This is a genomic window from Clostridiales bacterium, from assembly GCA_025757645.1.
Lineage (GTDB): Bacteria > Bacillota > Clostridia > Oscillospirales > Oscillospiraceae > CAG-103.
Genome location: CP107216.1, coordinates 1491214 through 1505990, shown reverse-complemented (window position 1 = coordinate 1505990; position 14777 = coordinate 1491214). Strand labels below are relative to the sequence as shown.

The window sequence follows — 14777 nt, the reverse complement described above, 5'->3', positions numbered from 1 at the left end:
TCCACCCGGAAACACTACGGTGTACCGGATGGGAGGAATTTTTTATGCTTGGAAAAGTCGAGATCTGCGGTGTCAACACGGCCGACCTGAAAGTCCTGAGCAGCGACGCCTGCCGGGCACTGCTCATCCGCGCAAAGCACGGCGACACTGACGCACGCGAGCAGCTCATTGCCGGCAACCTCCGGCTGGTGCTGTCCGTGATCCAGAAATTCATCGGCCGCGGCGAGAACGTGGACGATCTGTTTCAGGTCGGCTGCATCGGTCTGATCAAGGCAATCGACAATTTTGACGCCGAAAACCACGACGTGCGCTTTTCCACCTACGGCGTACCCATGATTTCCGGGGAGATCCGGCGCTACCTGCGCGACAACAGCCCCATCCGCGTCAGCCGCTCCACACGCGACACCGCCTATAAGGTCCTGCAGGCAAAAGAGCGCCTGACTGCCGCCTCCGGCCGCGAGCCGACGCTTGACGAGATCGCAAAGGAACTGGACATCCCGCGGCGGGACGTCGTGTTCGCGCTCGACGCGATCAGTGACCCCATCTCGCTCTACGAGCCGATCTACACCGACAACGGCGAGAGCATCTGCGTCATGGATCAGGTCGGTGACACGAAAAATACGGACGAGCAGTGGCTGGAGCATCTGGCGCTCTCGAACGCCATCTCCGACCTCAACGAGCGTGAGAAGAAGATCCTCTCCCTGCGCTTTTACGCCGGCAAGACCCAAATGGAGGTCGCCGGTGAGATCGGCATCAGCCAGGCGCAGGTGTCCCGCCTGGAGAAAAATGCGCTCGGCAAAATCCGCAAGAACATCTTTCCCTCATAAACCGCCGCCCGACGCCATAGACTGATACCAAAATGCTGCGGAGGGGTTTCCATGAAATGCTGTTTGTCCGATCTGCGATACAAGGAAGTCATCGACCTGACCACCGGGCAGCGGCTCGGCTATGTCTGCGACGCGGAGATCGATCTGGAGCAGGGCAAGATTGTGTCGCTGATCGTGCCGGGGCAAAAAAGGCTCGGCGGTCTGCTCAGCGGCGATGACGACTACATTCTGCCGTGGGAATCCATCTCCAGATTGGGCGAGGATATCATTCTCGCCGAGGTCGCGGCGCAGCAGCCGCGCCGCCGGCGGGAAAAGCGGCAGAATTATCTCTGACAGCCTGAAAAAACGGCAAAAATCCGGGCAAATCCTCTTGCATTGTCCGGATTTCTCTGGTATAATACCAGAGCATTACGCACGGGGGTTGATGTGCGACCATGTGGCTTCGGCCTGGTCGGGCACAGTTGACGCCCCCGGAGGTAGCAACTAATTAAAGGAGGAAACAAAAAACTATGGCAGTCGTATCTATGAAACAGCTTCTCGAGGCCGGTGTCCACTTCGGTCATCAGACCCGCAGATGGAATCCGAAAATGGCGGAGTACATCTACTGCGAGCGCAATGGCATCTACATCATTGACCTGCAGAAGACCGTCAAAAAGCTCGAGGAGGCTTACAACTTCGTGCGCACCCTCGCAGAGAATGGCCAGACCATCCTCTTCGTCGGCACCAAGAAGCAGGCTGCGGACGCCGTGAAGGAAGAGGCTTCCCGCGTCGGCATGTACTATGTCAATGCCCGCTGGCTCGGCGGCATGCTCACCAACTTCAAGACCATGCGCACCCGCATCGACCGTCTGGCTCAGCTCAAGAAGATGCAGGAGGACGGCACCTTCGACATGCTCCCGAAGAAGGAAGTCATGAAGCTGCTCGGCGAGATGGAGAAGCTTGAGAAGTACCTCGGCGGCGTCAAGGAAATGAAGAAGCTCCCCGGCGCGCTGTTCGTCGTTGACCCCCGCAAGGAGCACAACGCCATCGCTGAGGCCCGCAAGCTGCACATCCCGATCGTCGCCATCGTCGACACCAACTGCGACCCGGACGAGATCGACTACGTCATCCCCGCGAACGACGACGCGATCCGCGCCATCCGCCTGATCTCTTCCACCATGGCCAACGCCGTGCAGGAAGGCCGTCAGGGCGCCGACGCTGAGGAAGCTGCTTCCGAGGAAGAGGCCCAGAAGGTCGAAGAGTAATTGAAAAACTGCAAGGGCGGGCCGCGTACCCGCCCTTCTGATAAAACAATAAAGGAGAAAGAATTATGGCATTTTCTGCTGCTGATGTGAAAAATCTGCGTGAAATGACCGGCGTCGGCATGATGGACTGCAAAAAGGCCCTCACCGCTGCTGACGGCGATATTGATAAGGCTGTGGAATGGCTTCGTGAGAAGGGCCTCGCCGCCGCTCAGAAGAAGGCCGGCCGCATCGCCGCCGAGGGCATGGCTTACGCCGCCGTCATCGATGGTATCGGCGTGATCGTCGAGGTCAACGCGGAGTCTGACTTCGTGGCCAAGAACGACCTGTTCGTGGATTACGTCAAGGGCGTCGCCGCCGTCGTCGCCAAGGAGAACCCGGCTGATCTCGACGCGCTGTACGCCTGCGCTTACGGCAACGGCAAGACCGTGCTCGAGGAGCAGAACGATAAGGTCCTCGTCATCGGCGAGAACATCAAGGTCCGCCGCTTCGCGCGCTACGACACCGGCCTGAACGTCCCCTATGTCCACATGGGCGGCCGCATCGCCGTGCTTGTCAACCTCGAGACCGAGTCCACCGACGCTGCCGTCGTCGAGCTGGGTAAGGACATCGCCATGCAGATCGCGGCTCTGAACCCGACCTACAAGGATAAGAGCGATGTCTCCGAGGAGTTCATCGAGAAGGAAAAAGAGATCCGCCTGGCGCAGGCCAAGGAAGATCCGAAGAACGCCAAGAAGCCCGACGCCATCATCGAGAAGATCGTCATGGGCGGCATCGGCAAGTACTTCAAGGAGATCTGCCTGCTGCAGCAGCCGTTCGTTAAGGACGACAAAGTCTCCGTTGAGGAGCACATCGCCGCCGTCGCCAAGCAGGTCGGCGCCTCCATCAAGCTCGTGAACTACACCCGCTTTGAGAAGGGCGAAGGCATTGAGAAGCGTCAGGACGACCTCGCCGAGGAAGTTGCGAAGCTCATCAAGTAAATTTCACTTCCATTCTGTATCCCGCGGCTCCGAACCGGGCCGCGGGATATTTCTGTCTGCGTCATCCTTTTTGTGGGAGATCAGCGGTAAAAACCGCCGTTTTTCGGGAGTAGAGTGGCTCTACGGCCGTGTAGAGCCGCATTTTTTCCGGTAGAGACCGTAAAATTGGAACGTAGACAGGGAAAAATGACAGTAGCTTGTATTTATGCGCCAGCAGGTGTACAGATGATAAAGGGCACACACCGTGCAGCACTTTGAGCAAGCAAAGGAGCACTCACATGATCCAGATCTTTACCGACACGTCGGCAAACCTGCCGGCTGCTTACATTCAGAAATATTCCCTGCGCGTCATCCCGCTGACGTACTTCGTCGACGGTGTTGAAGCGCATCAGGATCCTGCTGTTGATTTCGACGGGAAAGCCTACTATGACGCCATGCGCAGCGGCACGCCCGTATCCACCGCCATGATCAACCTTGGCGCGTTTCTCGAGCCGCTGCACGCGGCGCTGGCGGCCGGCGACGACGTGATCTATATCGGCATGTCCGGCGGCATCAGCGGCACGGCGCATGCGGCCGCCATGGCCGTGCAGGAGCTGCAGGAAGAATTCCCGGAGCGGAAAATCGCCGCCATTGACACCTATGCCGCCTCGCTCGGCGAAGGGCTGCTGGTGATCGAGGCCGCGCGTATGCTCGAAAACGGCGCGCCTTTCTCGCTGATCGTCGAGCAGATCTCCCGCCGCCGCCATACGATGTGCCAGTACTTCACGGTCGATGACCTCGCCTATCTGGAGCGCGGCGGCCGCGTGAGCAAGGCTGCCGCCATCGTCGGCACCGTGCTCAAGATCAAGCCGCTGCTGCGCGGCGATGACGAGGGCAAGATCGTCCTGTGCGGCAAGACGCGCGGCCGCAAGCAGTCGCTCACCGCGCTGGCGGACTTTTACGAGAAGCTCGTCGCCGACAAGTCCGAGGAGATCGGCATCGCGCACGCAGACGATGCAGCCGGCGCGCAGTTTCTGCTCGATGCGCTGCGTCAGCGCGGCTTCACCGGCGAATGCCTGACCGTGTGCTACGAGCCCGTCACCGGCTCGCACGTCGGCCCCGGCACGGTGGCGCTGTTTTTCCAGGGCATCCACAGATAAACGAAAACCCGGAGGACACGTCCTCCGGGTTTTTTATGTCTCTTTCCGGTCGACCTGCCGGATCATTTTCTCGAACTTCGCGCGCGGGCCCATGACCTCGCGCCCGCAGCCAAGGCAGCGCAGCTTGAAATCCGCGCCGATGCGCAGCACCTCCCAGCGTTTCTCGCCGCAGGGGTGCTGTTTTTTCATCGTCAGAATGTCGCCGACCTGAATATCCATCGCTCACTCCCCCTTGATGCGCTGCCAGTAGGCACGCGCCGCCTGCTCGGTCTTGTTGTCACCGTATTCATAATAGTGCTTTCCCTTCAGCTCATCGGGCAGGTACTGCTGCTGCACCCAATGACCCGGGTAGCCGTGCGGATACTTGTAGCCCTGCTCACGCTCGAAGCCCGTGCCGTCGGCATGGACGTTCTGCAGCTCACGCGGGATGGGCTCCGCCTTCCCTGCCCGAACGTCGGCGATCGCGGCGTCGATGGACATGACAACGGAGTTGGACTTCGGCGCCGTGGCCAGCAGCAGCACTGCCTCCGCCAGCGGCAGCCGCGCCTCCGGCAGGCCGAGCTGGAGCGCGCTGTCCACGCAGGATTTCACGATCATGGCCGCCTGCGGATAGGCAAGGCCGATATCCTCACTTGCCGAGCACAGGATGCGCCGGCACGCACCGATCAGGTCGCCGGCCTCGAGCAGGCGCGCCAGATAATGCAGCGCCGCGTCGGGATCCGAGCCGCGCAGCGACTTCATGAGCGCGGACACGACGTCATAGTGGTCGTCGCCCGCACGGTCATAGTGCATGGCGCTGCGCTGCGTGATGTTCTCGGCATCCGCGCGCAGAAGGCGGATGGTATCCCCCTCTCTCGGCGCCGCCGAAAAGAGCAGCTCGACCGCATTGAGCGCCTTGCGCACATCGCCGCCGCAGACGGACGCGATATACCCCGCCGTGCCCGGCTCGATGTCTGCCGTGACGTTTTCCCGTGCGCTGAGAATGGACACCGCGCGCAGCACGGCCTTTTCCACCTCGGCGGCCGGCACCTGCTTGAACTCAAACACCGTGCTGCGGCTGAGCACCGCGTTATAGACATAGAAATACGGGTTTTCCGTTGTAGAGGCAATGACCGTGATGCGGCCGTCCTCCATGAACTCCAGCAGCGACTGCTGCTGCTTTTTGTTGAAGTACTGGATCTCGTCGAGATACAGCAGCACACCGCCGGGCGTGAGCATGGTATCGAGCTCGGCAATGATATTGCGGATGTCCGAAATGCTCGCGGTCGTGGCGTTCAGGCGGCGCAGGGTGCGGTTCGTGCTGGCCGCGATGATGCTTGCGACCGTGGTCTTGCCGGTGCCGGACGGGCCGTAAAACACCATGTTCGGGATCTCGCCGGACTCCACGATGCGGCGGAGCATCCCGTTCGGGCCCAGAATATGCTTTTGCCCGACGACATCGTCGAGCGTGGTCGGCCGGATTTCATCCGCCAATGGTCTGTACATAGCGCGCCTCCTGTGATGCAATGGCGATATTATACCGCATTTTGCGCGCCTTGGCAACTCGCCGCACTTGGCAGGCGGCGCAAAATGTGCTACACTGCCGGAGAGGTGAACAATATGCGCACACCGGAACAAGTGCAGGAGATCCTCCGCTGTCTGGCGCAGGCCTACCCCGCGGACTGCTCCCTGCAATATCAGAAAGATTATGAACTGCTGTTTGCCGTGCGGCTGGCAGCGCAATGCACCGACGAGCGCGTCAATCAGGTCACGCCGGCGCTGTATGCGCGCTTTCCGACGCTCGAGGCGTTTGCCGCCGCCGAGCCCGAGGACGTAGAGCCATATGTCCACTCCTGCGGCTTTTACCGGGCGAAGGCGCGGGACATCGTCCTGTGCGCGCGCAAGCTCGTCGCGGAATACGGCGGCCGCGTACCGGACACGATGGAGGCCCTCACTTCCCTGCCCGGCGTCGGCCGCAAGACGGCCAACCTCATTCTCGGCGACGTGTACCACAAGCCCGCCGTGGTCGTGGACACGCACTGCATCCGGCTCTCGAACCGCATGGGGCTTGTAGACGGACTGAAAGACCCCGTCAAGATCGAAACCGCACTGCGCAAGATCCTGCCGCCGGAGGAATCGTCCGACTTCTGCCACCGGCTCGTGCTGCATGGCCGCGCCGTATGCACGGCGCGCAAGCCGATGTGCGGCCGGTGCTGCGTGCGCCATGTGTGCCAGACGGCGGAGGAGGCGGACGCATGAAACCCATCGCCCGCATCCACAGCGACTTTGCCACGAAGTTTGGCATCCCGCGCCAGAGCGGCGTGGTCGGGAGTTTACAGGCAGAGATCGTGTTCGAGCCGGAGTTTCGCAGCCGCGACGCCGTGCGCGGGCTGGAGGCGTTCTCGCACATTTGGCTCATCTGGGAATTTTCCGAGAATGTGCGCGCCGACTGGTCACCAACCGTGCGGCCGCCGCGCCTGGGCGGTAATGTGCGCATGGGCGTGTTCGCCACGCGCTCCCCGTTCCGGCCGAACCCGATCGGCCTGTCGTGCGTGCGTCTGGAGGACATTACATTTTCCGACGCGCGCGGCCCGGTGCTCCATGTCGCCGGGGCGGACCTGATGGACGGCACGCCGATCTACGACATCAAGCCCTACATTCCCTACGCCGACTGCCATCCGGAGGCGACGGAAGGCTTCACCGGGCAGGTGGAAATGCAGGCGCTGACGGTGGAGATTCCACCGGAACTGCTGGCCCGCTTCCCGGTTGAGAAGCGCGACGCACTCGTCGGTGTGCTCGCGCAGGATCCGCGCCCGCGGTATCAGGCAGACGCCAGCCGTGTCTACGGGCTGGAATTCGGCGGTTATGAGGTGAAATTCACGGTCAGTGACCAAATACTGACCGTCACGGATATTGCAAAAAAAGACTCGTGAAATCACGAGTCTTTTTCATATTTCAGCTGATACAGGTCCGTGCGCCGCGCACGCAGGACCGGGATCTGCGCCCGGACGGCGTCCGTCTCCGTGAGGTCGATGTCACAGATCAGCAGCTGCGGCGCTGCCTCCGCCTGCGCCTGTACGCGCCCCCACGGGTCGCACACGAGCGAGTGGGCATAGGAAACATAGCCCGCCGTCTCGTCCCGCGCCGGAGCGCAACCCGCGACAAAGCACTGGTTATCCAGCGCCCGCGCGCGAAACAGCAGCTCCCAGTGCGCCGGGCCAGTCGTCATGTTGAACGCCGCCGGCACCACGATCAGCCGCGCGCCCTCGAGCGCCAGAATGCGAAAGAGCTCGGCAAAGCGCACGTCAAAGCAGATTGCCACGCCGAGTTTGCCGAACGGCGTGTCCACGAGCGTGTATTGCTGCCCGGGCGAGAGCGTGTCAGACTCGAAAAAGCGCTGGCCGCCCGCCACGTCGATATCGAACAGGTGCACCTTGCGGTGCTTCGCCTGCTGCGTCCCCTGCGGGTCAAACACGTAGCAGGTGTTGTAGATCGCGTCCCCATCGCGTTCCGGCACGGAGCCTGCGACGAGCCAGACGCCGCATGCGCGCGCCGTGTCGCGCAGCAGACGCCACGTCTCGCCGCCCTGCGGCTCGGCGTATTCCGCAAACGCCGCGTTGCTGTACGGACAGCACCACATCTCCGGCAGCGCGACCAGATCACAGCCGGCCGCAGCAGCATCGCGCACATAGCGGCGCATGGCTGCGCCATTTTCCGCTTTTGACGCCGTGACCGGCATCTGGCACAGGCCAAGTTTCATGGTATCCCTGCTTTCACATGCATGATGCATCCAGCATAGCGGAAAATGACGGCGCTGTCAAACGTTTCTGCCCGCGCGCACGTCGCTGCCGCAGTGCGGGCAGTACGTCTTTTTGCCGGTGAAAAACATCATGCCGAGGTAGCGATGGCAAAACGGGCAGCGCTGTGTGCGCACGGCAATGACCGCGCCCAGCACGATGCACCCCAGTGCTACATATATCAGTGCCCAGATGCCATAGTAGCAGCTGCTGCCGTACAGGCCCAGTCCAAACAGAACCAAAACGCTCGAAATACCGTCCCAGAGCTTTGGATGCTTCATACGATCGCCTCCAAGAACGCTTGAGAGGCCATGATATTCTTTTCGTGTGAAGTTCAAAACCATGTATATGTAAAATGCGGGTGAAATGCAGCGATTGCATTTCACCCGCACGCGCGCGTTTATGCGTACATGGCACCCAGAATCACGCCCAGAATCCCGACCATAATCGAGAGCGCAACACCGACAACGAAGCCATCCAGCGCCCATTTGCCGATCGCTTTGGCGCGCACCGGCGTCGTATTCTGGAAGCACAGGAACAGGATCAGGCCGATCACCGGGAACAAAAACGCCAGAATGTTCAGACCTGTCGACGGTTTATCCTCCTGCTGGTTCGCCGGCGCCTGCACCGCACAGCCGCAGTTCGGGCACACGACTGCCTCGTCCACCAGCTCTTTGCCGCATTGACTGCAGTATTTCATTTCGTTTTCCTCCGTTGATATCTCTGAGCGAAAGCATCGCTTCATTGGTTGTATACTAGCACATTACTTAACGATTTACAATCCGAAAATTCACAAAAAATTCATCTTTTCAGCAAAAAACGACCGCAGCCGGATCGGCCGCGGTCGTTTTCGTGCATCAGATCACTCTTCCCAGTTGTGCCACACGTTCTGGACATCTTCGTTGTCCTCGAACATGTCGAGCATCTTCTGGAGATTCTTAATGTCGCCCTCATCGGTGAGCTTGATGGTGTTCTGCGGCACCATCTCCACCTGCGCGCTCAGCAGCTCATAGCCGTCGTTCGTGAGCGCCTCGGCCACCGACGCCACATCGTCGGGATCAGTATAGACCGTGTAAACACCCTCGTCGGGCGCAAAGTCGGCCGCGCCGGCTTCGAGCGCGTCCTCCATGACCTTGTCTTCGTCGAGCTCCTGATCCTCGTCATTGATGACGATGACGCCCTTCTTATCAAACGACCACGACACGCAGCCGGTCGCCCCCATGTTTCCGCCGTACTTATCAAAGTAGTGGCGCACCTCGGAGGCGGTACGGTTGCGGTTGTCAGTCATCGTCTCGACGATGATGGCGACACCGGACGGACCATAGCCTTCGTAAGTGATGGACTCGTAGTTATCCGTGTTGCCGGAGCCGAGCGCCTTGTCGATCGTGCGCTTGATGTTGTCATTCGGCATGTTGGCGGCTTTCGCCTTGGCGATGACAGCTGCGAGGCGGGAATTGTTATTGGGGTCGCCGCTGCCGCCCTCTTTGACGGCCACGATCATCTCGCGGGCGATCTTCGTGAACGCCTGCGCGCGCTTGGCGTCCTGCGCGCCTTTGGTTTTCTGTATATTATGCCACTTGGAATGTCCGGACATAGTCACAACTCCTCTTGCTAAAATGCTTTGAATATTTTAGCACACTCCGGGCCGCGTGGCAAGAAAAATCCGCATATTTGCGCGAAAACTACGCCTGCGTTTTGGGAATAAGGAGATATTGCGGCGCCTCAGCCATGGCGGCATCGTCCGTGAGGCCGTTCGTTTCGCGGATGAGCCGCTCGCTCGAGCAGTAGCGCTTGGCAAGCATCCACAGGTCTTCCCCGCCCCAGCGCACGATCGTCAGCGACGGTACAGAGGCATACGGGCAGGCGCGCTCCTGCGCCGTCGCCCCGGTGACCTGCCGGAGGTCGGACTCCTGCAGTACGGCCGTCCGCACCGTCACCGTCACGCGGATCTGAAACCCATCCGCCGTGACCGTCACCACCGGCTCTTCCGGCTGCACGCTCAGCAGCTCCAGCCGCGCGCCGTCGGCCGGCTCGAGCGGCAGGTGCAGACGCTTTTCCATGCAGGATACGTGCTGCTCCGTGTCCGCCGCGAGCAGCCGGACGAGCACGTCGCAGCCGTCCTCCGTCATGCCGCAGACAACGGCCCGCCGGGACACGACCGTCAGCGAGGCGGCCTCACACGCAAGCGTACCCTCCGCCGACAGGCGCAGCGGCTCGCCCGGCTGTACCGTACCGGCCGCTACCGTCTCGCGCTCGAGCGTGAGCTCTGCCGTGTTGCAGTAGGCGTCCGTCACGCAGTCAGCCTCCGCATCCGCAAGGCACACCGTCTGCGCGACAAGATGGTACTCCGCCTCCAGCGCCGCGCCGTCGGCCGCGGCGCTCACGTTCAGGTAGGCCGCCGTGAGGTTGACGGTCGTGTGCAGCAGGCACGGCGATGTGTCCGCCGGGCAGTCGAGCATCTGGGAAAACGCCGTCTCAAAGGTCTCGACCACCGGGCACATCTGCCCCTGCGGGAGATAGGTGACTGCCGCGCACACACGCCCCTGCAAAATGACGCGGCTGCCGGCCGCGCTGACATCGTCGAGCAGCACGGTCTCCGTATGGCAGAGCAGGCGGTCGGCCTCGGGCTGGCCGGACAGGAAGCGGTGCGTCTCCGAGACGGTGAACGTCTTTTCCTCCACGGACACCGGAATCTGCACGCGGAGCGTTTCCGTGCGCGTGAACACTGCGCCGCCGTCGCCCTCGATCCGGTCCGTGAGCGCGAGCTCCGTCTCCCGATAAGCATGCAGGCACAGGCTCAGCCGCGCCGTGACACGCACCTTGCGCGAATTGACGGCGCGCGCGTCCAGCGCGGTGAGCGTACAGCGCAGCCACGGCCGCACGTGCGGCGAGAGCGTCTCGCCGCTGATGCGCACCTTCACCGGCAGCTCCACCGGGAAGCTGCGCAGAGCGCCGCCCTCCTCCGCGTAGACCACATCGGCCGCGATGCTGCCCTCGATCTGCGCGCTCTTGTCCGAAAAATCCAGATTCCAGAGGCAGAACGTGCCCTCCGCGACCACGATCGCGCCGATGTCCCCCAGCGCATCGGGCACAACGGCGTCCACGCTGCAGGTCTCTTCCTCCGTGCGGTCAAACACCCGCGCGTACATCATGCGTTTCTGCTTGCCCAGTTGTAGTTCCATAAAGATGTGCTCCTTGTCGTTTTTGTACATCCTTATGCCGGGCGCGCGCCGGTTATGCCGCCATCAACAGCGCAGCAGCCACACGCCTGCCGCAATGAGCGCACCGCCGAGCGCAAACCACCAGAAGCCGGCCGGCAGCACCAGCGCCAGAATGATGAACACACCGGCGACCACGCACGCGATGCCGATCCAGAAGCAAATCCCCCGCCGTCGAAACATAAAGCACCGCCCTCCGCTTGCAGGTTCTCCCTACAGTGTATGCGGAGGGCGGCGCTTTGGTGCGTCACTTCTTCTTTTCCCAGTCATTGACCTGGGCCGAGAGCGCGTACAGGCGCGCATAGCTCTCGTGGCGCTCCGGCGCGATCTTGCCTGCCGCCACGGCGGCGAGGACGGCGCAGCCGGGCTCTTTCAGGTGCGCGCAGTCACGAAATCGGCACTGGCCGATATACGGTCGAAACTCCCGGAACGCATATTGCAGATTTTCGCACGAGATGGGGTCGACCATGTCCACCTCAAACGAGGCAAAACCCGGCGTATCGGCGACGAACGTATCCGCTCCAAGCGCATAGAGCTCGACATGGCGCGTTGTGTGCTTGCCGCGGCCGAGCCGCTCGCTGACGGCCCCGGTCGCAATGCCGAACGACGCATCGAGCGCATTGAGCAGGCTCGATTTGCCGACGCCGGAGTTGCCGGTGAAGGCACTGGTCTTCCCGCGCAGTGCATCGCGCAGCTCGTCGACGCCGAGCCCCGTCGCCGCGCTCGTGCGCAGGACACGAAAGCCGATGGAGCGGTAAATAGCATAGAGATGATCCGCCGGGTCAAGGTCGCACTTATTGAGGCAGACGACCGGCTCGCAGTCGGCATTTTCCGCGATGGCGACCACGCGGTCGATCAGAAACGGATCGGTGACGGGGTTGACGTTCGCCGCGATCATGATGAGCTGGTCAATATTCGCCACTGCCGGGCGGATGAACGCATTGCGCCGCGGCAGGACGGTGTCGATGCGGCCCTTGCCGTGCGCATCGAAGCTGACCTCCACACGGTCGCCGACCAGCGGACTGCACCCGTCGTACCGGAAACGGCCGCGGGCCTTGCACTCCACGATCTGATCGCCGGCGGCCACATAGTAAAAGCCGCTGAGCGCCTTGATGATGACACCCTGCACCATAAGCGTTGTTGCTCCTTTATCTCATCTTTACGGTTTTTTCGGCCCGTCGGAGACCCAGATATAGACCTTGCTGTACTCCGTGAGCTGTGTGTTGGCCGGCGCGCTCTGCTTAAAGACTGTGCCCTGCTTGGCGTCGTTGGTCTCTTTGTACGTGCCGCCATAGCACAGGCCGCTGCTCTCGATGCGCGCGATGGCGGCTGACTCCGTCAGCTCCGACAGGTCAGGCACCGTGACCGGGCGCAGCTCGGGGCCGCCACTGACGATCAGCTTCACGCTCGACCCTGCGGCCGCCTTTTCGCCGGGCGCAGGCTCGCAGCTGATGACATACTTTGCCGTCACGTCCTTGGAGGCCTGAAACTCCGTCGTGACCGTAAAGCCGGCTTTTTCCAGCGCGGCCGTCGCCTTCTCATAGTCCTCGTTGATGACATACGGCACATCGGTCATGACGACGCCGGTGCTGACGGTGAGCTGCACGTTGATGCCGTCCGAGACGCGCATGCGGCTCTTGCCCGCCGCCGGATCCTGCTCGATGATGATGCCGTCCGGCACGTCGGGATCGACCGTGTATACGACCGTGAAGTGGTAATCGGCATACTGCTTGTCGTTGACGACCGCCTCGTAGGACTTGCCGGTAAAGTCCGGCACATCCACGCGCTCCGCCGTGCGGAACAGATCCTCAAGCCAGAAATTCCACAGAAACACAAACAGCAAAATGGCAAAGACGCCGACCGAGAAAATGCCCGTGAAATAACTCACGCGCTTGGCCCGCTTGCGCCGGCGCTGGTATGCTTCCTCCGTCAGATCCTGACCCACACCGAAAAAGGAGTCCTTTTTCTCCGCGCTCTCCCGCCGCCGCTCGACAAGCGGACGCTGCTGATTGAGGTGCTTTTTGCAGGCATTGAGCGCTTTGAGCATCTCCCCCGCCGACTGATAGCGCTTGCGCAGATCCGGCTCCATGGCGCGGAGCGTGATGCGCTCAAGCTCCTCGGGGATGTCGCTGTTCCACTCCTGCGGCGGCTTGGCGCTGCCGGCGATGTGCATGAGCGCGATCTCCTCCGGGGTGTCCGCGTCATACGGCAGGTGGCCCGTGAGCATCTCATAGAGCACGACGCCGAGGGAATACAGGTCGCTGCGCGCGTCGGCATTGAGGCCCTTGGCCTGCTCGGGCGCGATATAGTGCACGGAGCCGATGGCCTGCCCGCTGCGCTCCTCGTGAATGTTCTCGAGCGCGGCGATGCCGAAGTCAGCGACCTTGACCATGTCATCGTTCGTGATCATGATGTTCTGCGGCTTGATGTCCCGGTGGACGATGCCGTGGGCGTGCGCGTGCTGCAGCGCCTTGCAGATCTGCGTGGCGTAGTGCAGCGCCTCCGTGGCGCTGAATACACCGTGCTCCGCCATGCGCTGTTTGAGCGTCTCGCCCTCGATGAGCTCCATGACAATATACTCCGTCTCGCCGCTGTGGCCGACATCGTAGACCGAAACGATATTCGGCTGCGAGAGCATGGCGACCGCGTGCGCCTCCGCCTGAAAGCGGTTTTTCAGCTCGGCATCCGCCGCCATCTCATCGCGCAGGATCTTGACGGCAACATAGCGGTGCAGCTTGTGGCACATGGCCTTGTAGACGACCGACATACCGCCGCTGCCGATGATCTCCAGGATCTCGTAGCGGTCGTCGAGCATCTGACCGATATAGCGATTCATTGATTGTTCCATAGTGATCCCCCTGTTGCGCTTCAGCGGAAAAGAACGAGCGCGGTCACATTGTCGCGCGCACCGCGTGCCAGCGCCGCCGCGATCAGGCGGCCGCAGATCTGCTTTGCATCCCGCGAGCCGCGGCAAAAATCATGCATCTGGCCCTCCGACAGCGTGTTGGACAGCCCATCCGTGCACAGCAGCAGCCGCGCACCCAGCGGAAACGGCAGCGTGCGGCAGTCCGGCTCGACCTGTGGGCCGACGCCGACGGCGCGCGTGATCACGTTCCGCCGCGGGTGACGGTGTGCCTGCTCCGGCAGCACCTGACCGCTTGCGACCAGCTCCTGCACGAGCGAGTGATCCGTCGTCAGCTGCTGCATTCGGCGCAGCCCGACCAGATATGCGCGGCTGTCGCCAACGTGCAGCACCGTAAGCCTTCCGCGGCGCACGCAGGCGGCGACGATCGTCGTGCCCATGCCGCGCAGGTCAGGCTCCGCGCACGCACGGTCATAGACCGCGCGGTTGGCCGCGTCGCAGGCGTGGCGCATGGCGGGTTCGACCGCGCTGCCCGCCATCATTTCGCGGCGAAAATCCGCCAGAAACGTGGACGCTGCCAAATCGCTTGCGAGCTTCCCCCCGGCAGCGCCGCCCATCCCGTCGCAGACGACGGCGACGGTGCAGCCCTTGCGCCGGATGTGCGCACAGGCGGCGCGATCCTGATTCTCCTTGCGGACGGTCCCCCTGTCCGACTGTGCAAAGCAATGCATGG

18 protein-coding genes are annotated in these 14777 nt (G+C 62.0%); 7 read left to right on the top strand and 11 right to left on the bottom strand.

Going from position 1 to position 14777, the window contains the following annotated elements:
* Nucleotides 1-44 precede the first annotated feature (44 nt).
* The 5 genes from sigG to OGM61_07160 all read left to right on the top strand — a co-directional run bounded on the left by sigG (nucleotide 45) and on the right by OGM61_07160 (nucleotide 4187).
* Nucleotides 45-827, top strand: coding sequence for an RNA polymerase sporulation sigma factor SigG (gene sigG / locus OGM61_07180; GenBank protein ID UYI83642.1), 783 nt, complete (start codon nucleotides 45-47; stop codon nucleotides 825-827).
* 51 nt (nucleotides 828-878) lie between these two features.
* Entirely contained in the window at nucleotides 879-1160 is a 282-nt protein-coding gene (locus OGM61_07175; GenBank protein UYI83641.1) for a YlmC/YmxH family sporulation protein, read from the top strand.
* A gap of 176 nt (nucleotides 1161-1336) precedes the next feature.
* On the top strand, nucleotides 1337-2071 hold the full coding sequence (gene rpsB, locus OGM61_07170; protein UYI83640.1) for a 30S ribosomal protein S2: 735 nt from the start codon (nucleotides 1337-1339) through the stop codon (nucleotides 2069-2071).
* A gap of 65 nt (nucleotides 2072-2136) precedes the next feature.
* A complete protein-coding gene (gene tsf, locus OGM61_07165) occupies nucleotides 2137-3048 on the top strand; it encodes a translation elongation factor Ts (GenBank protein ID UYI83639.1) in 912 nt (303 codons plus the stop codon).
* Between the two features lie 278 nt (nucleotides 3049-3326).
* Nucleotides 3327-4187 carry a DegV family protein gene (locus OGM61_07160; GenBank protein UYI83638.1) on the top strand — a complete coding sequence of 287 codons (861 nt, stop codon included), beginning with the start codon at nucleotides 3327-3329 and terminating at the stop codon, nucleotides 4185-4187.
* Nucleotides 4188-4220: 33 nt separating this feature from the next.
* Here the strand turns inward: OGM61_07160 and OGM61_07155 are convergent, their stop codons facing one another.
* Together OGM61_07155 and OGM61_07150 are read right to left on the bottom strand one after the other, a co-directional pair.
* Entirely contained in the window at nucleotides 4221-4406 is a 186-nt protein-coding gene (locus OGM61_07155) for a DUF951 domain-containing protein (GenBank protein UYI83637.1), read from the bottom strand.
* A 3-nt stretch (nucleotides 4407-4409) separates the two neighbouring features.
* Nucleotides 4410-5672, bottom strand: a complete 1263-nt coding sequence (locus OGM61_07150) for a replication-associated recombination protein A (protein ID UYI83636.1) — start codon at nucleotides 5670-5672, stop codon at nucleotides 4410-4412.
* 114 nt (nucleotides 5673-5786) lie between these two features.
* Here OGM61_07150 and nth point away from each other — a divergent pair, with 114 nt between their 5' ends.
* Both nth and tsaA read left to right on the top strand, forming a co-directional pair.
* Nucleotides 5787-6425, top strand: coding sequence for an endonuclease III (gene nth / locus OGM61_07145; protein ID UYI83635.1), 639 nt, complete (start codon nucleotides 5787-5789; stop codon nucleotides 6423-6425).
* On the top strand, nucleotides 6422-7099 hold the full coding sequence (gene tsaA / locus OGM61_07140; protein UYI83634.1) for a tRNA (N6-threonylcarbamoyladenosine(37)-N6)-methyltransferase TrmO: 678 nt from the start codon (nucleotides 6422-6424) through the stop codon (nucleotides 7097-7099). The genes nth and tsaA overlap by 4 nt, the downstream gene beginning before the upstream one ends.
* A gap of 2 nt (nucleotides 7100-7101) precedes the next feature.
* On the opposite strand, the gene OGM61_07135 is transcribed toward tsaA, so the two are convergent.
* The 9 genes from OGM61_07135 to OGM61_07095 form a co-directional block, all read right to left on the bottom strand.
* Nucleotides 7102-7926, bottom strand: coding sequence for a carbon-nitrogen hydrolase family protein (locus OGM61_07135; GenBank protein UYI83633.1), 825 nt, complete (start codon nucleotides 7924-7926; stop codon nucleotides 7102-7104).
* Nucleotides 7927-7983: 57 nt separating this feature from the next.
* Nucleotides 7984-8244: a hypothetical protein gene (locus tag OGM61_07130; GenBank protein ID UYI83632.1), complete on the bottom strand. Its 261-nt coding sequence runs from the start codon at nucleotides 8242-8244 to the stop codon at nucleotides 7984-7986.
* Between the two features lie 119 nt (nucleotides 8245-8363).
* Nucleotides 8364-8663, bottom strand: a complete 300-nt coding sequence (locus tag OGM61_07125; protein ID UYI83631.1) for a zinc ribbon domain-containing protein — start codon at nucleotides 8661-8663, stop codon at nucleotides 8364-8366.
* A gap of 162 nt (nucleotides 8664-8825) precedes the next feature.
* The gene (locus OGM61_07120) at nucleotides 8826-9557 is read right to left on the bottom strand and encodes a YebC/PmpR family DNA-binding transcriptional regulator (GenBank protein ID UYI83630.1); all 732 of its coding nucleotides are present in this window, start codon (nucleotides 9555-9557) and stop codon (nucleotides 8826-8828) included.
* 88 nt (nucleotides 9558-9645) lie between these two features.
* A complete protein-coding gene (locus OGM61_07115) occupies nucleotides 9646-11145 on the bottom strand; it encodes a hypothetical protein (protein ID UYI83629.1) in 1500 nt (499 codons plus the stop codon).
* Nucleotides 11146-11208: 63 nt separating this feature from the next.
* On the bottom strand, nucleotides 11209-11364 hold the full coding sequence (locus OGM61_07110) for a hypothetical protein (GenBank protein ID UYI83628.1): 156 nt from the start codon (nucleotides 11362-11364) through the stop codon (nucleotides 11209-11211).
* A 64-nt stretch (nucleotides 11365-11428) separates the two neighbouring features.
* Nucleotides 11429-12313, bottom strand: coding sequence for a ribosome small subunit-dependent GTPase A (gene rsgA, locus OGM61_07105; protein ID UYI83627.1), 885 nt, complete (start codon nucleotides 12311-12313; stop codon nucleotides 11429-11431).
* 27 nt (nucleotides 12314-12340) lie between these two features.
* Nucleotides 12341-14029 (bottom strand): Stk1 family PASTA domain-containing Ser/Thr kinase, encoded by a 1689-nt coding sequence (pknB, locus tag OGM61_07100; protein UYI83626.1) that lies wholly within the window; start codon nucleotides 14027-14029, stop codon nucleotides 12341-12343.
* A 20-nt stretch (nucleotides 14030-14049) separates the two neighbouring features.
* Nucleotides 14050-14775, bottom strand: a complete 726-nt coding sequence (locus OGM61_07095; GenBank protein ID UYI83625.1) for a Stp1/IreP family PP2C-type Ser/Thr phosphatase — start codon at nucleotides 14773-14775, stop codon at nucleotides 14050-14052.
* Nucleotides 14776-14777 lie beyond the last annotated feature (2 nt).